General features: G+C 60.3%; 40 protein-coding genes, 1 other RNA gene and 1 pseudogene. 27 read left to right on the top strand and 15 right to left on the bottom strand.

Annotated elements, in window-relative coordinates; translation table 11 throughout:
* Positions 1 to 14: 14 nt before the first annotated feature.
* Genes F3W81_RS06315 through F3W81_RS06300 form a run of 4 tightly spaced genes read right to left on the bottom strand, consistent with a single transcriptional unit; the run spans position 15 to position 2,313 of the window.
* On the bottom strand, positions 15 to 1,064 hold the full coding sequence (locus tag F3W81_RS06315; RefSeq protein WP_193082778.1) for a tyrosine-type recombinase/integrase: 1,050 nt from the start codon (positions 1,062 to 1,064) through the stop codon (positions 15 to 17).
* Positions 1,061 to 1,267 carry a helix-turn-helix transcriptional regulator gene (locus F3W81_RS06310; protein ID WP_193082777.1) on the bottom strand — a complete coding sequence of 69 codons (207 nt, stop codon included), beginning with the start codon at positions 1,265 to 1,267 and terminating at the stop codon, positions 1,061 to 1,063. Before F3W81_RS06310 ends, F3W81_RS06315 begins: the two co-directional genes overlap by 4 nt.
* On the bottom strand, positions 1,267 to 1,806 hold the full coding sequence (locus F3W81_RS06305; protein ID WP_193082776.1) for a hypothetical protein: 540 nt from the start codon (positions 1,804 to 1,806) through the stop codon (positions 1,267 to 1,269). Before F3W81_RS06305 ends, F3W81_RS06310 begins: the two co-directional genes overlap by 1 nt.
* A 57-nt stretch (positions 1,807 to 1,863) precedes the next feature.
* Positions 1,864 to 2,313 carry a hypothetical protein gene (locus tag F3W81_RS06300; protein WP_193082775.1) on the bottom strand — a complete coding sequence of 150 codons (450 nt, stop codon included), beginning with the start codon at positions 2,311 to 2,313 and terminating at the stop codon, positions 1,864 to 1,866.
* A 75-nt stretch (positions 2,314 to 2,388) separates the two neighbouring features.
* Here F3W81_RS06300 and F3W81_RS06295 point away from each other — a divergent pair, with 75 nt between their 5' ends.
* The 3 genes and pseudogenes from F3W81_RS06295 (at position 2,389) to F3W81_RS06285 (ending at position 4,212) form a co-directional block, all read left to right on the top strand.
* Positions 2,389 to 2,613: a helix-turn-helix domain-containing protein gene (locus F3W81_RS06295; protein ID WP_226941884.1), complete on the top strand. Its 225-nt coding sequence runs from the start codon at positions 2,389 to 2,391 to the stop codon at positions 2,611 to 2,613.
* A complete protein-coding gene (locus F3W81_RS06290; protein WP_193082773.1) occupies positions 2,610 to 2,969 on the top strand; it encodes a Rap1a/Tai family immunity protein in 360 nt (119 codons plus the stop codon). Before F3W81_RS06295 ends, F3W81_RS06290 begins: the two co-directional genes overlap by 4 nt.
* 114 nt (positions 2,970 to 3,083) lie before the next feature.
* Positions 3,084 to 4,212, top strand: a pseudogene (locus F3W81_RS06285) (IS3 family transposase).
* On the opposite strand, the gene F3W81_RS20795 reads toward F3W81_RS06285, so the two are convergent.
* The 9 genes from F3W81_RS20795 to F3W81_RS06245 all read right to left on the bottom strand — a co-directional run bounded on the left by F3W81_RS20795 (position 4,130) and on the right by F3W81_RS06245 (position 10,129).
* Complete coding sequence (locus F3W81_RS20795) at positions 4,130 to 4,570, bottom strand: hypothetical protein (RefSeq protein WP_226942006.1); 441 nt, start codon at positions 4,568 to 4,570, stop codon at positions 4,130 to 4,132. The pseudogene F3W81_RS06285 and the gene F3W81_RS20795 sit on opposite strands and share 83 nt — an antisense overlap.
* A 53-nt stretch (positions 4,571 to 4,623) precedes the next feature.
* Positions 4,624 to 5,670, bottom strand: a complete 1,047-nt coding sequence (locus F3W81_RS06280) for a tyrosine-type recombinase/integrase (RefSeq protein WP_193082772.1) — start codon at positions 5,668 to 5,670, stop codon at positions 4,624 to 4,626.
* Positions 5,667 to 5,876, bottom strand: a complete 210-nt coding sequence (locus F3W81_RS06275) for a hypothetical protein (RefSeq protein WP_193082771.1) — start codon at positions 5,874 to 5,876, stop codon at positions 5,667 to 5,669. The genes F3W81_RS06280 and F3W81_RS06275 overlap by 4 nt, the downstream gene beginning before the upstream one ends.
* 1 nt (position 5,877) lies before the next feature.
* Positions 5,878 to 7,986, bottom strand: coding sequence for a DNA cytosine methyltransferase (locus tag F3W81_RS06270; RefSeq protein WP_193082770.1), 2,109 nt, complete (start codon positions 7,984 to 7,986; stop codon positions 5,878 to 5,880).
* The gene (locus F3W81_RS06265; protein WP_407692475.1) at positions 7,986 to 8,291 is read right to left on the bottom strand and encodes a DUF2312 domain-containing protein; all 306 of its coding nucleotides are present in this window, start codon (positions 8,289 to 8,291) and stop codon (positions 7,986 to 7,988) included. Before F3W81_RS06265 ends, F3W81_RS06270 begins: the two co-directional genes overlap by 1 nt.
* 197 nt (positions 8,292 to 8,488) lie before the next feature.
* On the bottom strand, positions 8,489 to 8,797 hold the full coding sequence (locus tag F3W81_RS06260; RefSeq protein WP_226941883.1) for a hypothetical protein: 309 nt from the start codon (positions 8,795 to 8,797) through the stop codon (positions 8,489 to 8,491).
* An 87-nt stretch (positions 8,798 to 8,884) separates the two neighbouring features.
* Positions 8,885 to 9,157, bottom strand: coding sequence for a hypothetical protein (locus F3W81_RS06255; protein WP_193082769.1), 273 nt, complete (start codon positions 9,155 to 9,157; stop codon positions 8,885 to 8,887).
* Positions 9,154 to 9,462 carry a hypothetical protein gene (locus tag F3W81_RS06250; RefSeq protein WP_193082768.1) on the bottom strand — a complete coding sequence of 103 codons (309 nt, stop codon included), beginning with the start codon at positions 9,460 to 9,462 and terminating at the stop codon, positions 9,154 to 9,156. Before F3W81_RS06250 ends, F3W81_RS06255 begins: the two co-directional genes overlap by 4 nt.
* A 265-nt stretch (positions 9,463 to 9,727) precedes the next feature.
* Positions 9,728 to 10,129, bottom strand: a complete 402-nt coding sequence (locus F3W81_RS06245; RefSeq protein ID WP_193082767.1) for a helix-turn-helix domain-containing protein — start codon at positions 10,127 to 10,129, stop codon at positions 9,728 to 9,730.
* On the opposite strand from F3W81_RS06245, the gene F3W81_RS06240 reads away from it, so the two are divergent.
* The 5 genes from F3W81_RS06240 (at position 10,128) to F3W81_RS06220 (ending at position 13,086) form a co-directional block, all read left to right on the top strand.
* Positions 10,128 to 10,352 (top strand): helix-turn-helix transcriptional regulator, encoded by a 225-nt coding sequence (locus F3W81_RS06240; RefSeq protein ID WP_193082766.1) that lies wholly within the window; start codon positions 10,128 to 10,130, stop codon positions 10,350 to 10,352. The genes F3W81_RS06245 and F3W81_RS06240 overlap by 2 nt on opposite strands.
* A gap of 114 nt (positions 10,353 to 10,466) precedes the next feature.
* Positions 10,467 to 10,964 carry a hypothetical protein gene (locus F3W81_RS06235; RefSeq protein WP_193082765.1) on the top strand — a complete coding sequence of 166 codons (498 nt, stop codon included), beginning with the start codon at positions 10,467 to 10,469 and terminating at the stop codon, positions 10,962 to 10,964.
* 28 nt (positions 10,965 to 10,992) lie between these two features.
* Positions 10,993 to 11,532, top strand: a complete 540-nt coding sequence (locus F3W81_RS06230) for a hypothetical protein (protein ID WP_193082764.1) — start codon at positions 10,993 to 10,995, stop codon at positions 11,530 to 11,532.
* Positions 11,533 to 11,722: 190 nt separating this feature from the next.
* Positions 11,723 to 12,478 carry a helix-turn-helix domain-containing protein gene (locus F3W81_RS06225; RefSeq protein ID WP_226941882.1) on the top strand — a complete coding sequence of 252 codons (756 nt, stop codon included), beginning with the start codon at positions 11,723 to 11,725 and terminating at the stop codon, positions 12,476 to 12,478.
* Positions 12,479 to 12,495: 17 nt separating this feature from the next.
* Complete coding sequence (locus tag F3W81_RS06220) at positions 12,496 to 13,086, top strand: hypothetical protein (RefSeq protein ID WP_193082762.1); 591 nt, start codon at positions 12,496 to 12,498, stop codon at positions 13,084 to 13,086.
* Between the two features lie 604 nt (positions 13,087 to 13,690).
* Here F3W81_RS06220 and F3W81_RS06215 read toward each other — a convergent pair.
* Together F3W81_RS06215 and F3W81_RS06210 are read right to left on the bottom strand one after the other, a co-directional pair.
* Entirely contained in the window at positions 13,691 to 14,050 is a 360-nt protein-coding gene (locus F3W81_RS06215; RefSeq protein WP_193082761.1) for a hypothetical protein, read from the bottom strand.
* A 5-nt stretch (positions 14,051 to 14,055) separates the two neighbouring features.
* The gene (locus F3W81_RS06210; RefSeq protein WP_226941881.1) at positions 14,056 to 14,835 is read right to left on the bottom strand and encodes an XRE family transcriptional regulator; all 780 of its coding nucleotides are present in this window, start codon (positions 14,833 to 14,835) and stop codon (positions 14,056 to 14,058) included.
* 112 nt (positions 14,836 to 14,947) lie between these two features.
* Between F3W81_RS06210 and F3W81_RS06205 the strand changes: the two genes are divergently transcribed.
* From F3W81_RS06205 to F3W81_RS06115, 19 genes are all read left to right on the top strand, one after another.
* On the top strand, positions 14,948 to 15,262 hold the full coding sequence (locus F3W81_RS06205) for a helix-turn-helix domain-containing protein (RefSeq protein WP_193082760.1): 315 nt from the start codon (positions 14,948 to 14,950) through the stop codon (positions 15,260 to 15,262).
* On the top strand, positions 15,259 to 15,624 hold the full coding sequence (locus F3W81_RS06200) for a hypothetical protein (RefSeq protein WP_193082759.1): 366 nt from the start codon (positions 15,259 to 15,261) through the stop codon (positions 15,622 to 15,624). Before F3W81_RS06205 ends, F3W81_RS06200 begins: the two co-directional genes overlap by 4 nt.
* 183 nt (positions 15,625 to 15,807) lie before the next feature.
* A complete protein-coding gene (locus tag F3W81_RS06195) occupies positions 15,808 to 16,617 on the top strand; it encodes a ParB/RepB/Spo0J family partition protein (protein ID WP_226941880.1) in 810 nt (269 codons plus the stop codon).
* 20 nt (positions 16,618 to 16,637) lie between these two features.
* Positions 16,638 to 17,081 carry a hypothetical protein gene (locus F3W81_RS06190; RefSeq protein WP_226941879.1) on the top strand — a complete coding sequence of 148 codons (444 nt, stop codon included), beginning with the start codon at positions 16,638 to 16,640 and terminating at the stop codon, positions 17,079 to 17,081.
* Positions 17,078 to 19,354, top strand: coding sequence for a Mu transposase C-terminal domain-containing protein (locus F3W81_RS06185; RefSeq protein WP_193082757.1), 2,277 nt, complete (start codon positions 17,078 to 17,080; stop codon positions 19,352 to 19,354). Before F3W81_RS06190 ends, F3W81_RS06185 begins: the two co-directional genes overlap by 4 nt.
* 34 nt (positions 19,355 to 19,388) lie before the next feature.
* The gene (locus F3W81_RS06180) at positions 19,389 to 20,162 is read left to right on the top strand and encodes an AAA family ATPase (RefSeq protein ID WP_193082756.1); all 774 of its coding nucleotides are present in this window, start codon (positions 19,389 to 19,391) and stop codon (positions 20,160 to 20,162) included.
* Complete coding sequence (locus F3W81_RS06175; RefSeq protein WP_193082755.1) at positions 20,159 to 20,734, top strand: hypothetical protein; 576 nt, start codon at positions 20,159 to 20,161, stop codon at positions 20,732 to 20,734. The genes F3W81_RS06180 and F3W81_RS06175 overlap by 4 nt, the downstream gene beginning before the upstream one ends.
* Positions 20,719 to 21,099 (top strand): MarR family transcriptional regulator, encoded by a 381-nt coding sequence (locus tag F3W81_RS06170; RefSeq protein WP_193082754.1) that lies wholly within the window; start codon positions 20,719 to 20,721, stop codon positions 21,097 to 21,099. Before F3W81_RS06175 ends, F3W81_RS06170 begins: the two co-directional genes overlap by 16 nt.
* Positions 21,092 to 21,439, top strand: a complete 348-nt coding sequence (locus F3W81_RS06165) for a hypothetical protein (RefSeq protein ID WP_193082753.1) — start codon at positions 21,092 to 21,094, stop codon at positions 21,437 to 21,439. The genes F3W81_RS06170 and F3W81_RS06165 overlap by 8 nt, the downstream gene beginning before the upstream one ends.
* Positions 21,440 to 21,506: 67 nt before the next feature.
* Positions 21,507 to 22,169 (top strand): DUF3164 family protein, encoded by a 663-nt coding sequence (locus tag F3W81_RS06160; protein WP_193082752.1) that lies wholly within the window; start codon positions 21,507 to 21,509, stop codon positions 22,167 to 22,169.
* Between the two features lie 3 nt (positions 22,170 to 22,172).
* The gene (locus F3W81_RS06155) at positions 22,173 to 22,532 is read left to right on the top strand and encodes a hypothetical protein (RefSeq protein WP_193082751.1); all 360 of its coding nucleotides are present in this window, start codon (positions 22,173 to 22,175) and stop codon (positions 22,530 to 22,532) included.
* Between the two features lie 24 nt (positions 22,533 to 22,556).
* The gene (locus F3W81_RS06150; protein WP_193082750.1) at positions 22,557 to 22,829 is read left to right on the top strand and encodes an HU family DNA-binding protein; all 273 of its coding nucleotides are present in this window, start codon (positions 22,557 to 22,559) and stop codon (positions 22,827 to 22,829) included.
* An RNA gene (locus tag F3W81_RS06145) (hammerhead ribozyme type II) lies at positions 22,828 to 22,896 on the top strand. The genes F3W81_RS06150 and F3W81_RS06145 overlap by 2 nt, the downstream gene beginning before the upstream one ends.
* A gap of 6 nt (positions 22,897 to 22,902) precedes the next feature.
* The gene (locus F3W81_RS06140) at positions 22,903 to 23,373 is read left to right on the top strand and encodes a hypothetical protein (RefSeq protein ID WP_193082749.1); all 471 of its coding nucleotides are present in this window, start codon (positions 22,903 to 22,905) and stop codon (positions 23,371 to 23,373) included.
* Entirely contained in the window at positions 23,373 to 23,543 is a 171-nt protein-coding gene (locus tag F3W81_RS06135) for a hypothetical protein (protein WP_193082748.1), read from the top strand. Before F3W81_RS06140 ends, F3W81_RS06135 begins: the two co-directional genes overlap by 1 nt.
* On the top strand, positions 23,543 to 23,812 hold the full coding sequence (locus tag F3W81_RS06130; RefSeq protein ID WP_193082747.1) for a hypothetical protein: 270 nt from the start codon (positions 23,543 to 23,545) through the stop codon (positions 23,810 to 23,812). The genes F3W81_RS06135 and F3W81_RS06130 overlap by 1 nt, the downstream gene beginning before the upstream one ends.
* The gene (locus F3W81_RS06125; protein ID WP_193082746.1) at positions 23,809 to 24,261 is read left to right on the top strand and encodes a regulatory protein GemA; all 453 of its coding nucleotides are present in this window, start codon (positions 23,809 to 23,811) and stop codon (positions 24,259 to 24,261) included. Before F3W81_RS06130 ends, F3W81_RS06125 begins: the two co-directional genes overlap by 4 nt.
* Complete coding sequence (locus F3W81_RS06120; RefSeq protein ID WP_193082745.1) at positions 24,258 to 24,632, top strand: hypothetical protein; 375 nt, start codon at positions 24,258 to 24,260, stop codon at positions 24,630 to 24,632. The genes F3W81_RS06125 and F3W81_RS06120 overlap by 4 nt, the downstream gene beginning before the upstream one ends.
* An 84-nt stretch (positions 24,633 to 24,716) precedes the next feature.
* Entirely contained in the window at positions 24,717 to 25,343 is a 627-nt protein-coding gene (locus tag F3W81_RS06115) for a peptidoglycan recognition protein family protein (protein WP_193082744.1), read from the top strand.
* Position 25,344 lies beyond the last annotated feature (1 nt).

Below are 25,344 nucleotides of genomic sequence, written 5' to 3'. Positions count from 1 at the left end.
GGCTGAGCCCGCTTTCATGTTCCGTTCTTGTTCTGATCTCTTCGATTCTGTGCGGCTCTCGACAGGCGCTTCTTGCTGGCCTTGGCGCGATAAAAGGCGACCATCTGGGCCGATTGCCCGGTGACGGCCTGAATTTCCGCGTCGCTACAGCCAGCCTCTGCAAGCTGGACAATTGCCAATTTGCGCAGGCCATGAAGCGAGTAGGGGGCAGCCTTGTCGCCCAAGGTTTTCCGCCAGCTCCGAAATTGCTTTTCGACCGAGTCATAGCCCTTGGGTTGCGTCAGGTTCTTTGCCAGCAAGTGCTGCCCTTCGATGGGAAGGCCCTTCACAAATGCAGCCAGCCGGGGCGGGCAGAATACGTCATGGGCAACGTCGCCTTTTTCATCCCAGACAATCATCGACTCGCCGTCAAATTGATCGCGACGCATGTTGATCGCCGCGTTTGGGCGTTGACCCGTCCCGAGGATCAGTTCGGAGGTCGTGCGCACATCAGCCGGTGCGGTAGGGAGCGCTTTGACCATCCATTCAGGCCATGCAGGCAGTTCGCGTTGGGGGCCGAACAATTTGATCTCTGCCGCCGGGTTTTCCCCAAGGGGCCAATCGAGCGTCTTTTTGGCGTAGTTCCAGAGCATTCGGATAACTTGGATTGTGTGATCAGCTTTGCGCGGCGTATCGGCCAGCCGCGCTTGGATCGCGCGAACGTGCTGCCGTGTTGTCTTGCTGACGTCTTTGCTCTCATTCTTCTCCAGAAGGGCATCCATCGTTCGGCGATAGGAACGCTTTGTTTCGTCGCTTAGGCTCTTCTGTTTGATCGGATCTTTGCGCCATGCTTCAACCAAAACGCGCCAGCTCGTAGCTGGAGGCTTGGGCTTTTGGATCGGGTGATTTCCGCGCTCACAAAGCCAATAGAGGCGATCCAGTTCCTGGGGATCGTCCTGCCAGTCCAAGGTGACCACACGTTCGCGGCGTTTGCCGTTCACTGTGTAGCTGGCGCGATGCCGAGGCGTGATAACTCCGCGAACCATTTTCCATTCGAGGCGGGGCTTTTGCGGCAGCTTCGTCACAGTTCCAAGCCTTCGTCTGGCCGGGCGCGTTCACCCTTCGCAATGCGCAGAAGCTCTTCCACGTCCCAGCGGTCATAGGTGCCCAGCTTGGTCGGGGCGGGCAGGTGGCCTTGACGGATCAGGTCGAGGAATTCGGCGCGCGAGAGGCAGAACAGTTTCGCGGCAGTCCTGTCATCAACAAAGAGGGGTTGCAGGGCAGCCATTAGACCTCCTTCATATACGCGACGGTGATTTCCATGAGGGCGCTTGCGTTGATGCGGCCAACGGTCTGCATCCCGACGCCGCCCAGAATGGTGGCTTCAACCTCTTCCGCCGTTCCATCGAAACAGACTTCGCCAGCTTGGAATGACATTTTGGCGAGCTTCAATTCGCGCGAGATTTCGAGTTGCTTCATCGACACCACGGAGCCGCGCCCGCAGAAAAATTCGGCCAATGTGTCTTCCAGACTTTCGGCCAGATCGCTTTCTGCAAAGTCGGGAACGGTCCCCGTGTTCATCGTCTTGTTAACGGTTACGGCACCAAGCTGGGTGACCGCCTCGACCGCCTTGGACGGGCCGTCTGCGCCGAGGAAGGCAATGGCGATGCGGGCGAGGTCGCGTGGCTGCATGTCGGGGGCGTTGACGCCCCGCGCACCAGTGGTCAGCAATCCGGCTTCCCGGATGGTACGGGCATAAAGCTTCACGGTCTTCTCCTCGACCTTGAACGCTGATGCGACGACTTTTATGAGTTCACCAAGTTTCATGCTTTGTGACTAACACTCATAAAGGCGCGACGTCAACTGTTAATGAAAGTTTTGCACTTAGGGGAAATCGCGCGCGACCCGGCCCGGACTTCCGAGAACGTCGGAAAGGTAGTCCAGTTGCCGGACAACCAGCTGCATTGCGAGCGTGATGCGGTCTGCAACGTACAGCGCGGCGTCGTGGCTGGGCCCGGCCTCATCTAGCTCGCCTTTGCGAAGCATGGCCTCTAACGCAAAAGAGAGGTGCAGGGCTTCCTCAACTCCTTCGGGGTAATCCTCGCCCTCTGGGTGGATGACCCGGAGACCTGACCTAAGCGCGTCGTCTGGTGTTTTCGGTAGGCCCGCCCTGTAAGAAGCCTCTTGGGCGCGTAAGTCCTCAGCCTTTTGGATATGGTCTTTGAAAATATGTTCGGCACAGAGGGCCAGCCCGTGAACGGATTCATTTTGCCACGCTTTGACCGATTCCGCAGGCATAGGGGCATTGTTCGCGCAAACGCGTTCATTGGTCATTGTCAGGTTCTCCTGATGTGTTATGATCCCTAAGGATCAATATGCACGATTGATCCTTAGGGATCAATGGGGAAAATGACAGGTAATCAAATTAAGGCGGCGCGGTCGCTTCTTGGATGGACGCAAGCGCGAGTTGCTGAGGCAAGCGGCGTCTCGATCCCTACAGTGAAAAGGGCAGAGGGTTCAGGGGCGCTTTCTGCATCACCAAATGCGATAGCAGAAATCTGTAAAGCGCTGGAGGATGCCGGTGTGGTATTTATTCAGGAAAATGGTGGCAGCATTGGGGTTCGGTTAAAATGAAAGCTCTAGCATCAATTTTGGCATTCATAATTCCAGGATCTAGCCAAGCACTCGATTTTGTGTCGGTTCAAGATGTGCTGCCATTTTGTGATGAGGTGTTAGCCGATCATTGGTCAGGCAATTCGGGAATGTGCTTGGGGATGATGATAGGCGTTGGGGAGATTGGAACTCTCAACTGTGGAGGAAATGACAATGGTTTCGATTCAATACCTTCTCTTTCAAACAACGCTCGCGTTAGTCATTTTGCACGCGTGCAAACCTTCGTAAACTGGGCGCGTGACCATCCTGAGAAGTGGGATTCACCCGCTTCTGTTGGAATGGCAATTGCTATGAGTGAGAAATTTCCGTGTGAATAAAAGCGCGCCGCGCCCGCCGGAGTGATCGGGCCGCGCGCTGTCGGGGTGGAATGCCCCCACTGAAGTGGTCCACCTTTTGGGATAGAGTTATCCCGTTTTCAGGAGGACGACGAGATGGCTGGCAAGCGAGAGAAGCCCGAGGATATCGTGCTGAAGCTGCGACAAGTTGAAGTGCTGCAAGGGCAAGGCAAATCAGTTCAGGAGGCCGTGCGGCAAATCGGTGTCACGGTTCAGACCTACTATCGGTGGCGCAAGGAGTATGGCGGCATGAGCCGGGATCAGCTCAAGCGGCTGAAAGAGCTGGAGGCTGAGAATACCCGGCTCAGACGTGCCGTGTCGGATCTGACGTTGGACAAGATGATCCTGGCCGAAGCTGCACGGGGAAACTACTGAGCCCTTCCCGCCGTAGGCGGTGCATCGACCATGTGCGGCAAACCCTCAGCGTATCGGAGCGCCGGGTTTGCCGCACATTGGGTCAGCATCGCTCTACGCAGCGCAAAGTGCCCTGCGGTCTGCCGGACGAAGCCCGGCTAACCGAGGACATCACCGCGCTGGCCGAAGAGTTCGGGCGCTATGGCTATCGCATGATCACCGGCATGCTGAACAACAGCGGCTGGCATGTAAACCACAAGCGCGTCGAGCGGATCTGGCGCCGGGAAGGGCTCAAAGTCCCGCAAAAACAGCCGAAGAAGGGCCGACTCTGGCTCAATGACGGGTCATGTGTGAGGCTGCGGCCGGAGCGCCCGAACCATGTCTGGTCCTATGACTTTGTTCAGGACCGGACCCACGACGGGCGGATCTTCCGCACGCTGAATATCATTGCTGAGTTCACGAGGGAGGCGCTGGTGATCCGGGTCAAACGCAGGCTCAATTCAACGGATGTGCTCGATGCTTTGACGGATCTGTTCATGCCTCACGCGGCCCGCCGGAATACATAAGGTCGGACAATGGCGCAGAATTTATCGCCAAGAAGGTGCGTGCCTGGATCGGTGCCGTGGGCGCAAAAACCGCATTCATCACCCCAGGCTCACCGTGGGAGAACGGCTACTGCGAGAGCTTTAACGCCCGTTTCCGGGATGAGCTGCTCAACGGTGAAGTCTTCACCACGTTACGCGAGGCCCAGATCCTTATCGAACGCTGGCGGCGTCACTACAATACGGTCAGGCCTCACAGTGCTTTGGGATACCGGCCGCCAGCGCCCAAAAGCATCGTCCCGATAGACCAACGACCGACCATGCACTAACATTCAAACTGGACCACTCGATGGGGGCACTCCAGGCAGCAGCAACGGCGGCAAAGCCCGACCAAGCATCCGCGCCGCCAAGGGTCAGGCAGTAGCCCAATACCCGCGAAACGCGCTTGTGAGCGGGTTTGGCATAGCGGCTCATGGCTGAGCCCGCTTTTACGGTCTGTTCTTGGTATGTGTGCGGGCTCGGAACAATGCTAACACTCTGATTTTGTTCACTATCGAAGCTATTCAAAATCCCCCGCCGCAAGGCTTGCCGGTTCGAGTCCGGCCTTGGGTACCACATTGTTTTTACAATGTTTTTCCATCTTTTCAGGTGTGACTCCGGCAGCGCTTTCAGGCGCTGCTTTGTCACGACTCCCACAGGCCACTCACACAGCCTTGTTTCGTTCCCGGTTCGTCTGGCTGTCATTCGCGGCGTTTCTGCGCGGCGCGGCTGAGTGTTTTGCGACTCGCTTTCGAGCGGTAGAAGGCGACCATCTCCGCGCTCTGGCCTGTCACCGCCTGGATCTCGGCGTCGCTGCAGCCTGCCTCGGCCAGTCGGATGATGGCCAGCTTCCTCAGCCCGTGCAGACTGAAAGGCTTCGCGTTGTCGCCCAGACTGTCGCGCCAGGTTCGGAAGGCTCTTTCGATCGCGTCGTACCCCAGCGGCTCGCTGATATTCTTCGCGAGCAGGTGGGCGCCCTTGATCGGCACTTGCTTGACGTAGTCGCGCAGGTCGGTTGGGCAGTACACCTCCAGCCATGCGCCTGCCTTTTCGTCGCGCACGGTCATCCATTCGCCATGGATCTGCTCAAAGCGCAAGGTGATCGCCGCGTTCGGCCTCTGCCCGGTGCTCAGGATGATTTCGGCGGCGGTGCGCACGTTCGCGGGGGCGGACGACAGGGCGCGGACCATCCAGTCGGGCCAAGGCTCGAACTCTCGCTGCCTGCCGAAGTGATCAATGCCGCTGGCGGGGTTGTCGCCAAGGGGCCAGTCCAGTTTGCGCGCGGCGTAGTTCCACAGCAGGGAGACGGTCTGCAGGTACTTGTCCGCCTTGCGAGGCGTTGCGCTCAGGCTGTCGTGCGCCGTCCTGAGGGCTTTGCGGGTGGTGTGGCGGACGTCCTTGGCCGCGTTCTTCTGCAGGATCGCGTCCATCGTGCGCCGATAGCTTTGCTTTGTGCCGTCCGCCAGTTTGCCCTGAACGCGCGGATCGTTGCGCCATGCGACGATCAGCTCCTGCCAAGTGTGTTTCGCGGGCGCGATCTGACGTTCGCTCCGTCCTGCCTGACATTCCCAGTACAGTCGGTCCAATTCCTGCTGATCCCCTTGCCAGTCCAGCTTGAGGGCCCGTTCCTTGCGCTTGCCGTCTTCGGACCAAGTGACGCGGTGGTAGGGCTCCCAGAGCAGCCGTCGCGGGTTCCATTTCCACGTCAGGTAGGGCTTTGAGATCTTCGGCTTGGGGGGCCGTCTCATAGTTCGAAATCCTCATGTGTCTTTGCTGCGACGCCGGCGACGATGGCCTGCAGTTCATCAACACGCCAGCGCTGCGCGTCGCCGATCTGGAACGGCTGCGGCAGGGCGCCTGCGGCGACAAGTTTGCGGAAGTGCGGCGTCCGCAAGTCGAGCATCTGCGCGGCGGTTGCTTCTTTTACGGCAAGTGAGGGGCGGGGTGCGGCCATCCTAAGACCCTTTCCGGCATTGAATGTGGTTCGGTTGCAAGTCGTTGATCGGCTTTAGTGGTGGGATTTGGTGGCTCGGGACCGAGTGCGTCGGAGTGGGCGCGCCGTCCTCGGTCGAGGCCGCGAGCTCGGCGCAGTTCGCCCTGACCAGTGCCTCTGCCAGGGGCGGGCACACACTGTTGCCGCAGCAGCTGACCTGGACATCCTTGGTGAAGGGCTGGAACTCCCAAGCCCCGTCGGTTTCCTGCCAGTGGCCGTCGATGACGTAATCTGGCGGAAAGCCCTGGGCGTTGAACAGCTCGCGCGGGGTGAGCATGCGCAGGCCGATATCGGTGATGACGTAGGTGGCGCCATCGATCTCCATAGTGACGACATCGCCGCCGTCCCAGACGCCATGGGCGCGCAGGAACTCGGCCACAGCGTGCGCGCGGGGCGCGTGGGCTTCGGTGAACGGCGGCACCTGCAAAGCCGCCTGAACATGCGCCATGCGATCCTTGACGGTGATCGTGTGGCAAGGCGCGTCGGTGCGGGCGCCATCGCCTGTGCCGTAGTACTTGGCGAAGAAGGTCGCGACGGGCGTTTGCTGGCTTCCGCTGCCGGTGATCGTGGAGTTAGGCCCTTTCAGGTCACGGCCTGTGCTCGAGTCCATGCGCGGCCCTCCATTCTGCTGGGCAAGGAACGCAGCAGCGACGGCGTGCTTGATGCCTCCAGCGACAACGGTGCCAAGCGGCTTTGTGATGTCGAGAGATCGAGGTACCTGTCCCGGCCTTTCTCCGTATCCGGTCTGAATGAGCGTCGGGATGATGACGGCGTTCTGATCCTTGCGGCTGGCGCAGATTGTGGAATGGGGCAGGGTTGCCGGGCGGCAGGCGCCGCCCTGCTGGGCGTAGGTCAGAACCGGCGCGATCAGAGCGCTGTGGCCGCCGCCGGCCAGTACGGTCGGATGCGGCGCCGTGACCGCACTGTCGCGACGCGCCGTGCCCTTGAGCGACATCAGTGACGGGGCCAGCAGACCCAGCGGGGCCGCGCGGCCGGGGCGCTTGATCCAGCTGTTGGCTGTGATCGTCTGCGCCGGGGCGCGCAGGTCGGATCCTGTCGCACCGCCGTTGAACCGCGTCAGGCTTGGGGCGGCGAGGGCCTTTTCGCCCCGATGCGCTCCGGTGATCGTTTGGAAAGGCTCGTCCAGATCTTCCAGCCGCGTGCCGTGGGTGAGGTTGACCAGGAAGGGGCGCTCGGCGTCCAGCACATAGCGTTTCATGCCGCGCGCGATGCGGGCCAGCGTGTTGGCCGCGAGAGGGCGCTTGGCGCGCAGGCCGTGGCGGGCGTGGATCTCGGCGGAGGTCTCGAAGATCGAGGGACATGGCAGCGACCAGTCGATGCACTCCGCCGCCGCGCGCCATGGTTGCAGCTGACCGGACATCACCTCTGAGCTGTCGGGCGCGCCGTGCGTCCGCGCGGGCCAGACGATGGGCTTGCCATCAAAGCGGATGATGACGAAGAGACGCTTGCGGATGGTTGGCGCACCATAGTCACAGCCGCGCAGCTCGCGCGTCTGCATCTTGCCGCCCAGACGGCGGATCTTCTTTTGCCACGCCCGGAAGGTCTCGCCGCGCCGGTCCGGGCAGGGCATCAACCCGCGCGCGGTCTGCACGAGCGGGCCCCAATCCTTCCACTCCTCGACGTTCTCCATGATCACGACATCGACGCGGCCACCCTTGCGCTGCAGCCGATCAATCCAGCCCGGAATGATCCAGGCGAGGTCGCGGATATTGCGCTCGACCGGCTTGCCGCCCTTTGCCTTGGAGAAGTGTTTGCAGTCGGGGCTGAACCACATCAGCCCGATGTGGCGGCCCTGCAGGTGATCCAGAGGATCGACCCGAAAGACGTTCTCGGACAGGTGCAGGGTCTCCGGGTGATTGGCGGCATGCAGCGCCAGCGCGGCGGCGTTGTGGTTTATGGCGATGCCAGGGCTGCGCCCAAGGGCGAGCTCGATCCCGGTGCTGGCGCCCCCGCCGCCTGCAAAGCTGTCGACGATCAGGGGGCGAGCTTCGGCGTACACGGGACTGGGTGAGGGATCGGCCAGAATGCCGAAGAGGTCAGAGCCATCCATCAGGCCATCCCCAAGGCTTCTTTGTACATCTCCAGCACCGCCTCTTCCTCGGCAATGTCGTCAGGCACGCGCTTGCGCAGGGCGATGACGCGGCGAATGATCTTGGTGTCGTAGCCCCGGCCCTTGGCTTCGGCGAAGACCTCCTTCTGCTGGTCGGCGAGGTCTTTTTTCTCGGCCGCCAGCCGCTCGATGCGTTCGATGAAAGCGCGCAACTCGGCGCCGGTGACGCGGAACGCACCATCGCGGACGGCTTTGTCGGCCTCGGTCTCTTTCATCGGAGTCTTTCCGGTGGAGTGGTCTGACATGGGGTGTCCCTTCGTCTCGGGCGAGGTGGGGTAGATGGCGCAATCGAGCTTTGCACAGGCGTCGCGCTGGCCTGCGGCGTTGGCGGGGTCGTAGACGATTGGCGCTTCAACAGCGGCCCAGACGGCGATGCCGATCAGTGCCACGCCTGCGGCGATCTTGAGCCAAGTGGGGGCGGGTGCTTCGGACATGATGGCTCCTAGCGCGGTGCCGCGATCTTGCCCGTCCAGGCGTCGAACTCGGTGATCAGGACGTTGAACCTGGCAAGGGCCTGCGCGTCGCTGTGCAGGTCGGCGCGGCTGAGAATGTTGCACTGGTCGCGCAGCCAAGCTGCCGTGAAGTCCTCGGTGAAGAAGCTGGCGCTGTAGCCGCATTGCTGCGCCGCGAAACGCTGGAAGCGCGCATCCTTGCAGAGCAACGCCGCCTGCGTCCCGGCGGGCAGATCTGTGAAGGCGGTGCGTCTGGCGTTGCCGGGTTTGGGGCCTGTGATGTTCGGCTGACTGAGCATGCGGATCTCCATCGGCCAGCAAGACATGCGGCCGTGGGCGCTGAGGTGCGCCGGTTTGAAATGTCGGATCGAAAAGGGGCTGAGGGTTTAGGCCTCGGCTGGTGCGCTCTCGAAGGTCACCGCGCGGGCGGCCCGCTTCCAAGCGCGGAAGGCGTCGGCTTCGTCGCGCCCGGATGCGCTGACGCCATGCAGGCTGATCTCGAACAGGTGGAGCGCATGGGGCGTTTCGGGCGGTGCGTCATAGCGCCCGCCGGTCTCAACGATCTCGCTGACCAAGGCGTCGCGCTGACCAGCGGTGTCGAGACACTCGAGGTTGGTCAGGAACGCGGCCAAGCGGTTGTGCAGGGCATCAAGGCTCATGCCGCACCTCCACTGGTTCGCCGCGCGATGATCTCGGCGAGGCGCTGTTGGGTGCGCTGGCAATGCGGCTGGATCTGCTCGGCGACGGTGCCAACGGCTGGCATGGCCTGGCCGAGGGTGCGGCCTCGGGCGGAGATGGTTTGATCGTGCAGCGGCGTCAGGCGGGCGAGGCGATCAGGCGCGATTTCCTGACCACGGGCGGCCTTGGCGGATGCCCAGTTTGCCGCTCTGGCCGCGGGGGAGCGCGCGATCAGATCAGTGGTGCAGATGTGGGTGTGGTAGTCGTTGAGGGTAGGTGGGTGCATGTGGACCTCCATCAGGAATGATGGTAGATAAATGCACTACATGCATCTTGAGGTCAAACTAAAATATTCACGACGTGCATCAACGCACCGAATCGAGTTCCAATTCCGATGTCTGTATTTCACGTATCTGCGTGTCGATTTGCAGCAGGGCCCCCAACTTTCCCGCAGACTCTGGAGTTCCCTCAATGTTCTTGATAGTCACGATGCACTAACTTGGGGGGTGACATGACACTGGAAGCCAAGCTCATTGAGGGCCTAGAGAAACTCAGCGATGATCGGTTGGATGTGTTCCTGGATCTTTTTCCGCGTCTTCTGCGTGAAGAAGTTCAAGAAGCGAAAGAACTTTTTCCTGTTTCTCCGAAGGAATTTTGCGGAAAGTCCGTAGAATAATGCCCTCAATGCTGCTTCGATCTTCGCAAAAAATGTCGCAAAGGGAAACTTCGAGGGCGTCGGCGCAAGCTTGATATGTTGCGAGCTTGGCGCTTGGGTGGCTTTGCTCAGCGCGCTGGATGGTTGACTGGTTCATGTCTACCATCTCTGCCAAATCCCTTTGGCTAAGCCCTTTGGCTTGTCTGATGCGCATCAAATTCATGGAATGATGATGCTCCGAATGCATCGCGCAGGCAAATGCTCGTGATGCATATCGTGGGTTGACGTATTGATGCATGTTGTGCATCTCCGGCGGCATGAAGAGCCTTTCTCAATATCGTGCGGACAACGCAATCAGCCAGCGGGCATTCGCGGAAAGGCTTGGTGTCAGCCAAAGCCTTATCTCTCGCATTGAGCACGGGACTGTCAGCCCGAGCCTGTCGCTGGCTGTGAAGATTGAATTCGCCACGGAAGGGAATGTGACAGCGGTTTCGCTGGCGCAGGCAAAGGACGCTGCATGATCCGTCTGCAGGCTCTGACCATCATCCCTTACCCCACATTCACTTCCCTCGTTTGGATAGGTTTTGCCCCACAGGGCACGACTTGTCCCGCGAAACCGTCAGGAGAGTTTCCCCATGCGTAATGTACGCCCTGCGTCGATTCAGTCGGCGGTCCAGTCCTCGATGCGAGCAGGGGGCGGCCTGGAGGCCGTCGCAAATGATCTCGGTCTCGGGGTATCGACGCTGTCCCATGGGACGGAGTTGTCCGAACAGCGCCCCGGCGGGCTCGGGGTGAACTATCTCGACCGGCTGGGGCGGATCTCGCCGAAGGCGGCGGTGCCGATCGCTCAGCACTTTGCGGCGCTTGGCGGCGGGGTGTTTCACCCGCTGGAGGTTGAGGGGCGGCTGGCGTCCGACATTCACCAGATCACGCGCGACTTCTCGGACGTGTTGCAGCGCCATGGCGAGGCGCATTCGCCCAGTTCAGAGAACCCGAACGACTACACGCCGAAAGAGGCGATGGCGCAGGTTGTCGAGCTCGATGAGATGGTTTGCGCCGCCATGAACTTCCGCGCGGCTCTGCTGCAGAAGGCAGGCGTCTCCATGGTATCGGCACAGGCGCGCGCTCAATGACCGGGGCAGCGCAAGGGAGGGTGGCTGCATGGACATTCTGACCGATGAAGAGCGCCAGCTGATCGACGAGGCTCTGGCGCGGATCCCCGAGGAAGTCCGGCGGGTGCCAACCGGCGTGAGCGGGATGGACCCGGACTATGTCTGGGATCCCAAGACCCAGCGGATCATCACGCGCAACGAAGTCTTCGCGGGCGGCTATCGGACGATGACCCTGCGCAATGTCCGCAGCCCCGAGGATGGGATGAAGGATCGCGAGATCTCGCTGGATATCCGCGACGGGTTGAGCGTCAGCGAGATCTCTTTGCTACGGCACACCAGCCGCGAGCGGATCCAGCGTGTCGCGCGGGAGTACGGCATTGAAGTCGCTCGGGCCAAGCCAGCGCCGCGCCAGAAGACTACCTCGGGCAATGACGATGACATCACGCGCAAGATCCTGACCTTCGTGGATGGGGAGCGCGGCCTGACTGAGATCGCCCGGCTGGCGGGCTGCCACAAGGATGCGGTGCGGCTGCGCCGGGACCGGCTGGGGCTCAATATCCCGGCGGCCATCCGGGGGCAGGCGGCATGACCATGCAAGCTTATCACCCGCTGTGGCGGGGCGCCTGCGCTGCGACGTGCCGCGCGCCGCCGTGATCTGCGCCCTCTCTAAGGACTGACATCACAACACGGAACACACCGCGCAGTGCGCGCGGCGTTGATGCGGCTTCGGCCCGTCGACGCTTTTGGGCTGTCTGGAGGACAGGATGCAAAACACAGCGATGAGAGAAGATGCTTCGGCCCCTTCGAGACCGGACGGCGGGTTCACGGCTCCCGAAGGCTGCCGCCTGATCGCCAGGGCGGACTGGGAACGCCAGCGGTGGGACTGGCTGGAGGGCGTGCGCCGTGATGGCGGCCCCGGTGGTCTCAGCCCCACGGCGCGGCTGCTGGCGCATGCGCTGGTTCTGGACTTTGCCAACCATCGCACCGCGCGGTGCGACCCCACGATTGCCGAGATCGCCTCGGCCATGGGCACCTCGGCGGCGACCGTGAAGCGGGCTCTGGCGGACCTTGAGGCAGGGCGCTGGATCGTGCGGGACTCCGGGCGCGGCAAGGGCCGTCACAGCCGCTACGGCTTCCTGACGCGGGCCAAAGTCGTGCCCCTGCAAAGGCTCAGAACTGAGCCATCAAAAGGGTGCAGCGATGCACCTGCTAAAGGGTGCAGGAATGACCCATCAAAAGGGGTCATGAATGAGCCATCCCCCACGACCAAAAGGGGTCAGATTTGCTCAGTTGATGGGTCAGATATGAGCCATCCCTATAATAAGGATAAACCATATAAGAACCATAAGGGGCGCGAGGGTGCGCACCAGCGCTCCCAGAACCCGATGGTTTGCAAGCGCGCCGAGGACGCTGTGCGCAGCTTTCGAGGGGGCCGCTCCGAGGCCTTCGCTGAGCTTCCCGGCTACGTCCTGAACCACATCATCGCCGCAGACCTGCTGACGCCGGATGAGCGTCAGACGTCGGGCATTTTCTGAGAATGGAGGCGCTGGCCATGACCGAGGATCTCAAGACCGAAACCAAGCGCGACCGGGTGCGTCGCCTGCTGCTGACACCGATGGCCGAGCTGGGCTTCCGGTTCCCCAAGGCGGTGAGCGCCGAAGACGGCCAGCGCAAGCTGGACCGCATCGCCGACGATCTGGCCTACATGTGCGATGACCACCTGCGGTTTCGCATGCTGCCGGTGCTGCGGACCAAGGGGCAGGGCAGTGCGCGCTGCTTCTGGCCGGATCACGCCACCTTCATCGCCTACGCCCAGATCGCCCAGCCGCGCCCGCTCAGCGAGATGCCGGGCATTGCCAGCTGGTTCGGCAGCGTTGCGGGGCAGCAGGCTCTGGACGGGGGTCGTCTGGTGGCCGAGTTCCGGTTCTGGCTGGAGAAGAACCGCCCGCCGCAGGGCGAGGCTGAGAAGCGCCGTGTCGGCTCCAAGGGCGCAGAAGATCAGAGCCGGGTGACGCGTATCCGCGAGCGGCTGAGCCACAACCTCGCGGTCGATATCATTGATCGCGGTTGGCTGGCGGAGTTCGAGCAGAGCGAAGCGCGGGCCATGGCGCTGGTCGACGCAAAACGGGGAGAGGTGGCATGACGGTGCAGATGCCAATCAGGGCCAAGAGGCGCAGCCACGTGTAGGGGGGGACTATCTTCTGGACAGAGAGGTAATGACGGTGTGCGGAACAGAAGCTACTGGAAAATATAGGAAAAGTGATGCTTTTGGGGGGCTGAGTCATCGGACAAGAATGAAAGATGGTCGTCGAAAATGCGTCGGAAGGTAGCACTTCCAGCGCAAAGCCTTTCATTCCAACATCAAACGCATAGCAAAATCTAACACGCAGATAACATTGGAAGAATTATTTGATAGCGAAGACTGCAAAGGCAAAGAAAGGTTGCCGAGGCCACTGAAGCCGTCAAGGACACCATCACGAACTCGGACGTCGCGTCCAAGTTCGTGGTTTGAGATAGAATTTGCGTTAAGATGCTGAAAAATATGGATTACGCTGGCCGTATGATTGGACTTTCACTTCATAAGAACTCGGACGTCGCTCAGTGAGTTTCCGAACTGGTGTCGGAAACTCAGAGGCAGCAAGGAGAGGGTTTTAAGCTATTGATAAATATATATAAAATAATAGATGCGGTAGGTTTTGAGCTGCAACTGGTTTCCGAACTCGAGTTTGGTCCAGATTAAGCCGAATTCACGGCATCACATCATGAACAGAGCTGCAAATTTTCTCGACGGTTTCCTGCATCATCCCGGTGTCTCCGAGCATAGCTACGTCATCCGGAGACATCAGGAAAACCGCGAATGGCATGTCGCCAGCATATCCACCGAGACTATTTTTTGCGTTCACCTGGCCGCAAGCCGTGATCAGCTCTGCTTCCCCTTTAATTGCAGTAATCCGGGAAAATTTAGCGCTTTCTGGGTCCTTTAGCGAGGACCGCACCGAGCTTTCGAGACGATCCTGCTCTTCAACGGAAAGTTCATGTAGGCGTTCGGCCGCGACAGCTGAACTTACCGATCCTGCCAAGAGCGCTAAGAATATAATTTTGCGCATAGTATTTATGGCACCCTGCAAAAATATACGACCCGACCGACGACCCTCAGCTGGCTGATCATGTCTCTCCCGATCGTCTCTGGTGGATAGGCGTTGTTGTCGGAAATTAGGTCTACCAGTCCATCGAGCCGCCGCCGAATTCGCTTCACCAGAAGATCATCGCTCAGGCTGATCACCATAATATGGCCATTCCTGACTTCGGTTTGGCTGTGGTCAACGGTGAGCAGAGATCCGTCAGGAATGCTCGGGTGCATGGAGTCTCCTGACGCACGGATGACAGAGCATTGGTCGGGGTTCGCACCCAATCCGTCTAGAAAATCCCGCGTGAAGGCGATCACGCTGTCAGAGTATTCGGACGGAGCCGTCTTGCCTGGCCCGGCCGATGCGGCAACTTCTGAGTAGAACGGGAGCGCCACAAAGCTCTCGCTGCTGGCCTCATCCTCCGAAACCTCAGCAATCTCAATCCCGTCACTGACGGGCTGAACCGCGTGTCGATATTGCCTCAGAGTTTGGCCATCCCGGTTCCGTACTGAGGTACCAAGGCGGGGTTCAATATCCTGGCCCTTCCTTCCCGTTAGAACGTAGATGATATCGGCTCCCAGTTCACCGATTGCAGCAAGGTAGTCAGCCGTCGGGGCCCTCCCTTTCTCATATAAAATTTGAGAACCCTTGGATGCTCCGGCAGCTTTGGCAAATAACGTCTGACTCTGACCAAGGCGCTCGCGCTCCTCGCGAAGTCGAGCGCCACGTTCAATATCCTCAACCTTCGCTGTTGACTGGTTCAAGATCTTGCACTATCCCTTACTTAAGCCCCGAATAATATCGGCGCTGTTTCACAAATCGTCCCAAAAGAAGCGGGTGTGCAACCACCCGCTCCAGTTTCGGAGAGACCCCCATATGACACCCCACGACCCCAAGAAGACCCCCGCCCTGGACTGGGAAGGCATCAAGGCCGAACTGCATCGCAAGGGCATGACCTTCGGCGAGCTTTCGACCCGTTCCGGCCTGACCCGTACCGCGTGCGGCAAGGTCAAAAGCTCGACCAGCTATCCCGCCCAGAAGGCCATTGCCGACTTCATTGGGTACAAGCCGGAAGAACTTTGGCCGAGTCGCTACCCCAAAGGCGGTCCTCGCATTCTCGATACCAAGAAATATCCTCCGGTGGACAGACAAAAATCCACCACGGCTGCTGACAAGAGTGCGGCGGCATGACCCCGATCTCGTCCAGCGAGGCCACTGTTCTTGACAGAACAGCCGACGGCTTCCGTGCTTCTGCCAGCGATATCGGTGAGGCTATCGCCTGCCTCACTGGCGGTGTGCGGCCCCAGCCCAGCGATCTTTCCCGTCTTTGCGGCTCCATGCGTGCCCTGCAGACCTTCCTGAAGTTCGAGGCAGACACCCTGCAAGTTGAGGAAGGTATCAGTTCCAATTGCCAGGTTGCCGTCTCGGTGACCAATTCTTCTGGTTGCGAGGCTCTCTCTCGGGCGCTCCGATCCATTCGGCTTCGCGACCCGCTTCCGGTCCGCGAATTCCACGGGGGCGATTGCAAGCCCATCGTCCGGGAGCGGGGCTAGTGCGGCCCGGCTGGTGGTTCCCCCCTTTGGTGGTGGGCGGCCTGGTGATTTGGATCCTCATCTTCCATTTCGCTGGCGTTTTGTGACGCCCGGCCACGCAAGACGAACGACTTGCCGCCGCGCCGGAGAGTGCGGTGGCAGAGGGACAACATTCAATAAAACAGGCCTAATATGACGAAACCCATGGTCCTTGATGTCTCGATCGACTTGATCGACGTGCCCGATGATCGCGCGCGGCACTACGATGATCAGAGCGCACGAGCACTTGCCAATGTCCTGAATGTTCAGGGCCTTTTCCATCCCATCCGTGTTCGCCAGATCGGGGATCGCTATCGTCTGATCACTGGCTTGCTTCGCTTGCGCGCCTTTCAGATCAACGGTGCCCAGAGCATCCCGGCCAGCCTGTCGGATGCGGATACGGATGACGCAGAACGCCTTGAAGAGGTCATGGAGAACCTCGCGCGCAATGACCTTATCGCGCTTGACCGCTGCCATCACCTCTATGAGCTCAAGCACGCATATGAGCGGCTGCACCCAGAGACCAAAGCAGGTGTCGCGGGTGCCAAGGCTAAGCATGGTTCTGCAAACGAAATCTTTTCGTTTGCACAGGTCACCGCCGAGCATATTGGGCTTTCGCAGCGGTCCATTCAGGTCGCGGTCAAGATCTGGACGGATCTGACATCTGCATCGCGGGCTCGCCTGGCCGGTACCCCCACGGCAAGAAAGCAAACCGAACTGAAGGCCTTGGCCGAACTGCCGCCCGCAAGGCAGGAGCAGGTTCTCGACCTGATCCTCGACGAGGATAGTGCGGCTGGGAATGTCGCCGGGGCGCTTGAGGTGCTGGATCAAAAGCCGGACAACTCTCGCCTCGAAAAGGTGCTTGCGGCGGTCAGTAGCGGCCTGAAGAGCCTGCCTGAAGACAGCTTCGACCGTCTCATTCATGAAAACGAAGATCGTGTGATGGCCTCCCTCAAACGGAGAGGCCGCATCTGATGTCCCGGTATCGCGACCCTTTGACCAAGGATCTGTTTGACTGGCAGCCCCCGCAAGTGGCTGTCGGCTACAGCGCCGATGTGATCGGTCGCGGCACCCTCGATGGCAAGATTGCCCGGATCATTGCGCAGGCTTTGCGCGATGCCAGGGACGAAGGACTGACACGGGCCGAGGTTGCTCGGGGGCTGCGCGAATACCTCGGCCGTCCTGTCACCGAGGCCACACTGAACAAGTGGTCTTCGCAGGGATCAGAGGATCACCGCATCCCGCTCGATGCCTTCATCGGGTTGGTGAAGGTCACCGGCGCCCAAGAGTTGCTGGGTTTCGTTCCGGGTGAGTTCGGCCTGACCGTGATCGAAGCAGAGTACGCGCAGATGATCGAGGAGCGGCTGCTCGACGATCACATCGAAGAGATGCAAGCGCGCCGCCAGGTGCTAGCCGCAAAAAGAAAGACACGCAGATGAATGACATGTCCAGCGCTCTGAAATCTCAAGAGTTCTTTTCTGCTGAGGAAATGGCCGAACTTTCCAAGGAAAGCCGTGTGCAGAATTTTCCTCATACTGGGCGACGCGCTCGTGCGTATGCCCAAAGAGAGGGTTGGGACCAGCTTGGCTCAGATCTGTGCCGCAAACGTCCAGGTCGCGGCGGTGGAGTGGAATACCATTACTCTTTGATGCCAAAGGCCCTCCGCATGGCGCTCGAAGCCCGCTCTATCCGGAATATGTTGAAATCCCGCCACAAAGATGCCGTCGAAGCCGACCAGCTGCAGATGCAGTCTATTAAGGCCACGTCTCTTTCCGCCCGCGCCAGGGCTGTAATGGAAGCACGTGCTGAGGTCCTCGCATCGATCGACGGTTTCGCAGCTTCAAAGGCGGAGTATCGTTCCTTCGGCATCCGGAAGTTCCTGAAGGCGCAGATCGACTATGCGACCTGTCAGGAAATTGAAGCCCGCCGCAACGCTGGCGAAATCCTGACAGCCCAGGAAGCCCAGAAGCTGGCGCGGCCACCGCTGCTGACGGCCATGGATGGTTTCCAGCTGGTGCCCGAGCGACTGGCAACGGCCAATGACCGTCGGAGCAAGCCGGAAATCAAGCGCGCCACCCTCTACAACTGGTTCAAGGCGCTGGATGAACGTGGGGTCATCGCCCTCGCACCACAACCGGCGCACAAGCCCCAGCCGATCCCGCCCGGATTTGCCCATTTCCTGAAGTTCTACGCGATCGGCAGCAAGCCGGATGCGCCAGATGCCTGGCGGGCCTACATGAATACCAATCCGCCACCGGAGTTGCAGATCACGCTGAACCAAGTGCGGTATATCCTGCGCCACAAGCTCAACAATATCGAGAAGAACGTCGGGCGCGAAGGCCTGCTGACACTGCGCTCCCGTCTGTCCTATGTGACGCGGACCACCGAAGATATGTGGCCGACCACGATCTATTCGGCGGATGGTAAAACTTTTGACGCTGAGATCGCTGATCCGGTAACCAAGCGCCCGATCCGGCCAGAAATCACCACCGTGATCGACATCGTCACCCGCAAGGTCGTCGGCATTTCCCTGTCACGCTCGGAAACCCAGAAGGCTGTGGCAGAGGCGCTGCGCCGGTCCTGTGTGTCCCATGGCATCTGCGCCATCTTCTATGTTGACCGGGGTCCGGGCTATCGAAACCAGGCGATGGATGCTGATGTCAGCGGCCTTATGGGGCGGCTGGGGATCACCAAGATGCATGCGGCGCCCTACGGATCGCAGGCAAAGGGCCGGATCGAACGCCCCAACGCCACGATCTGGGATGTCCTGGCAAAGCGCCTGCCGACCTACATCGGCAAGGACATGGACAAGGAAGCGGGTGACCGGATCCACAAGCTGACGCGGCGCGAACTGAAGCAGTTTGGGCAGTCCGCCCACCTTCCGGATTGGGAGACGTTTGTGCGCCTCTGTGATGAACGGGTTGCCGAGTACAATGCAACGCCACACCGCAGCCTGCCAAAGTTTCAGGACCCTGAGACCGGCCGCCAACGCCACATGAGCCCGAATGATGCCTGGGACGCCCACATCGCCAGCGGCTTTGAGCCAGTGCCCGTGGAAACGGATGAAGCAGACGATCTGTTCCGGCCCTACGAGATCCGCACGGTCCGCCGCGCGCAGGTCCAGTGGAACACCAACACCTACTTCCACCACGATCTGGAGGTCCACCACGAGACCAAGGTCATGGTTGGGTACGATTATCATCAGGGCGACAAGGTATGGGTCCGGGAATTCGATGTCACGACGGGCCAGCCTGGTCGGCTGATCTGCGTGGCCGAGTTCATGGGCAATGCCGAGCGCTATGTGCCGCTGTCGTATGAACAGAAGGCGCTGGAAACCCGCACCAATACCCGCCTGAAGCGCAACGATGTGAAACGGGATGCGATCACCGCCGAGCGCGATGCCGAGTTTCTCCTCGACCACGCGCCGATGGTGCCCTTCGCAGATCTCGATCAGCCCGAGCGTGAGCCGGTCCAGCAGAACCACCTTGAAATCGCAGTGGACAACAGCGCGGGCCCGAAACCCGCCCGCCGCCGCACCTTCGCATCGGATGAAGAACTCGCCGCATGGGCGCTGGATCATCCCGACCAACTGAGCCGCAACCAGATCGATCTGTTGTGGGAATGCCTGAACAGCTCGAATGCGCGGGAATTGTTCAGGATGAGCGGGATCGACACGGAGGCGCTTCGCAACCTCCTCCGTGCCGTTGCCTAAGCAAAATCCCGTCAAGGAATGAGGAGAGCATACCATGAGAAACACTTTTGTCGAGACTGAGAACTTCCGCCGCTTTGTCGGAGCCCTGAAGTCACTGGACGAACGCGGCGCCGAAGAAGCCTGCATTGTCATCGTCGATGGCAAGCCCGGTTTGGGCAAAACCACCACGCTCAGCCGCTGGGTTGTGCAGACCGGCAGCATCTATCTGCGGGCGCAGAAGGGCTGGGACTACAGCTGGTTCATGCAGGAACTGCTGGCAGAGCTGTCGGTGGATCCTCGCTCGATCCGGGGCCGCAGGGATCGTTTCGAGCGCGTCCTTCAGGAGTTGCAGGACCGTTCCGAGCGTGCCGCCCTGGAAGACAAGGTGTTCGGGATTGTCATCGACGAATGCGACATGATTTCACGCCGCCCGGAGATCATGGAAGCGATCCGGGGCATCTCGGATTTGAAGTTCTTGCCGACGGTCCTGGTCGGGATGGGCAAGCTGCGTGATGACCTGCGCCGCTATCCCCAGATCGAAAGCCGCGCGCCGAACAAGATCGATTTCAGGCCACTCTCGGTCGAGGATACCAAGATCCTGATCGAGGGCCGCTGTGAGGTGCCCGTGGCCAATGACCTGATCGCATTTGTCTGCCGCGCCTCAAAGGGGTTCAGCCGCGAGATCCTCGATGCGATCAAGTCGATCGAGCGCTTCGGCCGCCGGTTCGATATCGGCTCGGACGGGGTTACTGTCGCTGACATGGCCGGTCAGGTCATCATGACCGACCGCAACAGCGGCAAGGACATCTTTGTGCCGGTGCCTAAATGATCGAGGACACCCGCAAACCAGGTGCTGTCCCGACCGCTCTCCTGAAGGAGCTTTCGACTGGCGCCTGCAGGACTGTCGATCAGCTGATCAGTGACTTGGGCGTGAAGCGTTCCCAGGTCAAAAATGCGGCTCTCGTGCTCATGCGGCGCAATTACCTCATGCGCATGGGGGCTGGGTGCTTGCAACTGACCGAACTGGGCGTTTCTGCAGCGGCCTCTGGTGAAGTGATTTGTGCGGGCCCCGCCGGCCCCCTCAAACAGATCCGGCACCGCAGAGAAACCTTCCGGCAACGTGCATGGATGTCCATGCGGATCCGCCGCCGCTTCTCCATCGGTGACATCACGTCTGATGCTGAGACCGCTGAAAGCGTCGAACCATACAAGGCTGTCAGCAAGATCATCCGGCAGCTGAAGAAGGCTGGATATGTGTCGGAAGTGCCAAACCGGAAGCGGGGAACAAGGGTGTTCATCCTGACCAAGGATACTGGCCCCCGCGTCCCGGCCTACCGCGAAGAGCTTCAGGTTTTGCATGACTTCAACACCAAAAAGGACGTGCCATGTCCTATGCGTTGAACCTCGATCTGCCCGAACTGGAATGGGTGCAGCTGCTGCATGCTGAACGGGCCAAGGGCAAAAGCGTCAGCCAGATCGCCCGCGAATGTGACATGGCCCGGCCCTCGGTTTCGATGCTGCTGAACGGCACATATCCGGCGCAAAGCCTCGATCTAGTGACCCGTAAGCATGGCGCCAAGGTCGTGCAGATGTACCGCGACCAGGTGCTTTGCCCCTACCTGCACAAAGGCATCGCGACGGAAGAGTGCCAAGCCTTTGCCACCATGCCCATGTCCACGTCCAGCCCCGAGAAGCTGCGTCATTGGGGCGCGTGCCGCCGGTGCGCCCAGAACCCGGTCACACCAGGAGGAAAGGCCAATGTCTGAGTCTGAATTGCTCGTCAGCCTCGCCATGCGCAAATATGCCCCGCGCGAGATCGCCGCCCAGATGGGTCTGGATGGCAGAGACGTCCATGATCAGCTGAAGGCGGCCCGGAATAGGGGCGCTGATATCCCTCCGTTTGAACCCGGTCTCTGGACCCGCAACAGACCTATGGTGCCGATCGATATGGACGTTTGGCGGGCGCTTGCTCCGTATGCGCAGCTCCGTGGCCTTACCCCTAATGAGCTCGGCACTCTGATCCTAGAGACCGTCGTGCGGGAGGATCTCGTCGACGCTGTGCTGGATGACGAGGTCGCCCATGGCCCAGGGCCTGCACCAGTATGACTGACCGTCGCCTGCTGAACATTCACCCTTTCAAAACCACCCTACCGAGAACAACAGGAGCCACTTTATGACCGCTCACGATACAACTTTCGAGCCAGCCCAAATTCCTGACGGCATCATCGAAGCCAACGGCAACAAATACATGCCTGATGGCAAAGGTCGCCTGACAGCGCTGGAGGTGATCAAGGCGCAAGACAAACTGCAGGACGAGCTTGTCCGTCAGGAATTTGGCTTTGCCTTCGCCTTGGCCGAGCAGCTGCGCCGCTTCAAAGGTCATGCTTATGAAAACCTTGGCGACTTCGACGCTCTGCTGGCCCAGCAATACGGTCTGACCAAGGGCGGCGCGAAGGGCAACCGCACCTACACCAGTTTCGACGGCCTGATGAAGATCGAAGTTCGTGTCCAGGATCAAATGGATTTCGGCCCGGAGATGCAGATTGCCAAGGCGCTGTTCGACGAGTGCCTGAACGAATGGTCGGCCGAGACCCGCGCCGAAATGCGCTCGATCGTCACAAACGCCTTCGACACCGACAAGGAAGGCCAGATCAACCGCACGAACATCTTCCTGCTGCTGCGCACCGAGAGCGAGGACACCCGCTGGACGCGTGCCCAGGAGGCGATCCGCGACGCGATCCACGTCATCGGCTCGAAGAGCTACCTGCGGTTTTCGCACCGCGATGCTCAGGACGCTGCCTGGCAGGCGCTGACCATCGATCTGGCGAAGGCCTGAGCCATGAATGAGAACATCACGCTCACAATTGATACGGGAACGATCATTCTCGTCGCTGAGATCCTGAAGGCTGAGCGCGGCGCAAAACAAGTGGACGTTCCTGATGCGCAAAAGGCCATTGTGGATGCCCTGCGAAGCTTCTCTGCAGCTGGGGTCGAGCTGTTCGAAGGTGATGCCGCTGATGACCCCGCCACCACATTTGATCCTCGCCCTCCCGTCCGCTGCCTTCGCTGGCACACCTGCACGGCAGACGATCCATGGACTGCAGATGTTAGTCGCCGCGCCAGCCACCCAGACGCCAAGGAAATCGACGATAAAACGATGCTTTGCCCCCACTGCGATGTGTCGTTCCCGAAGACTTAACCCCGCCATCAAAGGAGACCCCCAATGGCAAACTACACCAAAAAAGACCTTATCCGTGACCTCGCCGCCGAGACTGTCACCTTTCAGGCCACCGCGCAGCAGATTGTGGATGGCGTGTTCAACCGGATTTCGGAGCGTTCTGCCGCTGGCGACAAGGTGGCGATCGCAGGCTTCGGTAAGTTCGAGGTCAAGACCCGTGCCGCCCGCACCGGGCGCAACCCGGCCACCGGTGATCCCGTCGAGATCCCCGAAAAGCGGGTGATGAAATTCACCCCGACCAAAGCCTCAATCTCCTGAGCGAAACGCCCCCAGTTTTGGGGGCGTCGTCCGGGCGTTGTGGTCCGGGCCTGATGAGCAGCTGGAGAGAGCTATGTCTGAATATCTTCTGAAGGAGCACGACAACGGCAGCGTTGACCTGATCGAATATGTGCCGACCGTTGTCGGCACCTTCCCGAACCGCATCTTTGCAGAACGTGTCCTGGCTGCCCTTGATGGTGCGATCAATCCTGACGGCGTATGGGTACCGGCGATTCCCAAGCCGGAAACACCGACGAGCAAGGAAGTGTCGACGCTGATCGCCATGGTGCCCACCGAAGCGAGCTGGATGGCATCCTTCGCCCTGGTCGCAAAAAACCAGAAACCGATGAAGGACGCGGCCGATGCCCTCGGCGTCAGCTTCAATCAGTACCGCGGCAAGTACGCGGCCTGGAAGAAGAACCGCAAAGTCCCCGCCACGGGATCTACCAGCCTTGATGACCGCGAAGATTGCCGCCTCTGCGGCAAATCCTTCAGGCCGTCGCCTGATCGAATGGACCTCTGTGCGAAGTGCGGGAGAGACTGATGGCGTACTATCTGGCCGGAAGCATCCTGTTCCTCGGCGCGCTGGTGCTGGCAATGGATAGCGGAGTTCTCGCAGTCGAAGGGCCCCGGAGAAAGGCATGGCGCAGTGTCGCCATGACGGTCTTTCTGGCAATCTGCGCTCTCGCACTGTTTCTTGCAGGGGTGCTGTGATGACCGCTCCCGCTCCCAAAACCCCTCTGAATTCCACTCTCGCCCTCGATATCTTCGAGCCGGCGGCGCCTGTGATGTCGATTGTTGAAACCATCGGCTTTGATGGTGTCGGAGAGCCCGAGATCCGCACCACCATGACGATCAGTCGCTCTGCGATGGAGTTCGAGGTTCTCTCTGATCCGCCCCGCCGCTTTCGGGTCAGCCTGAAGCAGCTGCGCGAACAGGCTGTCTCGCAAATCCGGGCCATGCTGCAGGCGGAACAGTCATGAGCGCCGCCAGCCTGCGCAAATTGGTTCATGTCGGCTGCAAGCAGCTCGGCTTGGATCAAGACACCCGACGCGACCTGCAGCTGGTCGCCACCGGCAAGGCCAGCATGTCTGACATGTCTGAAGCAGATTTGGCCAAGGTGGTTTCCGCACTCAAAACGAAGGGATTTAAGGCACAGACGAGCGGAAAACGCAAAGCGGCACCGCGCAAGGATGTGCGCTATTGCCACGTCCTGTGGCGGCTGCTGCACCAGGCGGGCGAGGCCCAGGTGGGGGGCGCGAAGGGTCTCAACGCCTTCCTGCGCTCTCAGTTCGAAGGCAAGTGGGGCCATGTGCCGATGGACATCGATGTGATGACCGAAGCCACCCAGATCAGTGATGTGATCGAGGCCCTGAAGGCATGGTGCCGCCGCGCCGGTATCCCGACCGAGGCGAAGGGCTCGGCGAAATGACCGCCTCCGTCAGCCTGCCCAACTCCCTTCTCGATGTCGCCGATACGTTTGGGCTTGGCGTTGTCGTAAAACTGATGCAGCATTTCGGCGGGCAGGAGGTGGAATTCCCCCTTCGGCCCCGCCCAGGGCATGAGTTGATTTCAGTGCTGGGCGAAGAGCAGGCAAATGCGCTATGTCACTTCATGAGCGGCCAGCGGGTTTACGTTCCCCATGGGAAATCCCGCCGACTGCCCGCCGAAGTTACAAAGCTGGAGAATACCGGCCTTGCCCGCCGCGAGATCGCAAGGCGGCTGGGAATATCCCAGCGACATGTGAGGCGGCTCGCAAACGCGCCGCCGCCTGCGCTCCCCCTCTTTCCCGATCACGATTAGACCCCCGGACATATGTCCGGGGGTTTGTCGTTTGCCCTCTCTGTAGACGGGATCCAGCACCCGATATCCGGAGAGTGACACCCTATGAACCCATCGATTTCGATGATCCAGACCGCCCTGCGCAACCTCGGCTTTGCACCAGGCGCAATCGACGGCGTCTATGGCGACAAAACCAAAGCGGCCGTCCTCGACTGGATGGCAGCCGGCGGCGCAGCAGCCCTCAAGACTACTCCCGCGCCGGTCTCAACCTCGAACATGATCCTGCAGGGCAGCAAGGGCTATCCGGTCCATGAGATCGTCGTGCATTGCTCCGCAACCCGGCCGGAATGGATGGCGGGTCGTGGGCTCGCCGATCAGGTTGCAGAGATCCGTCACTGGCACGTCGACGGCAATGGTTGGAAAGACATCGGCTACCACTGGCTGATCGGCCGCGATGGCCAACTGATGTCCGGGCGATCTGAGACGACCATTGGCGCGGGAGTCGCGGGCCACAACGCTGGTGTGATCCACATCTGCCTGATCGGTGGCTTTGGCTCGGCCGAGACCGACCCCTTCAAACGCAATTTCACATCGAGACAGGACCTCGCTCTGCGCCAGCAGATCGAAGGCATTTCGATGCGCACCAAGATCACCCGCATCTCTGGCCATAACGAATACGCCGCCAAGGCCTGCCCTGGCTTCAATGTCTCCGACTTCCTGAAAGGAGCCTGAC

Origin of the sequence: Pseudooceanicola spongiae, assembly GCF_014899185.1 — a bacterium.
GTDB lineage: Bacteria > Pseudomonadota > Alphaproteobacteria > Rhodobacterales > Rhodobacteraceae > Pseudooceanicola > Pseudooceanicola spongiae.
This window is presented reverse-complemented; position numbering and strand designations above follow the sequence as displayed.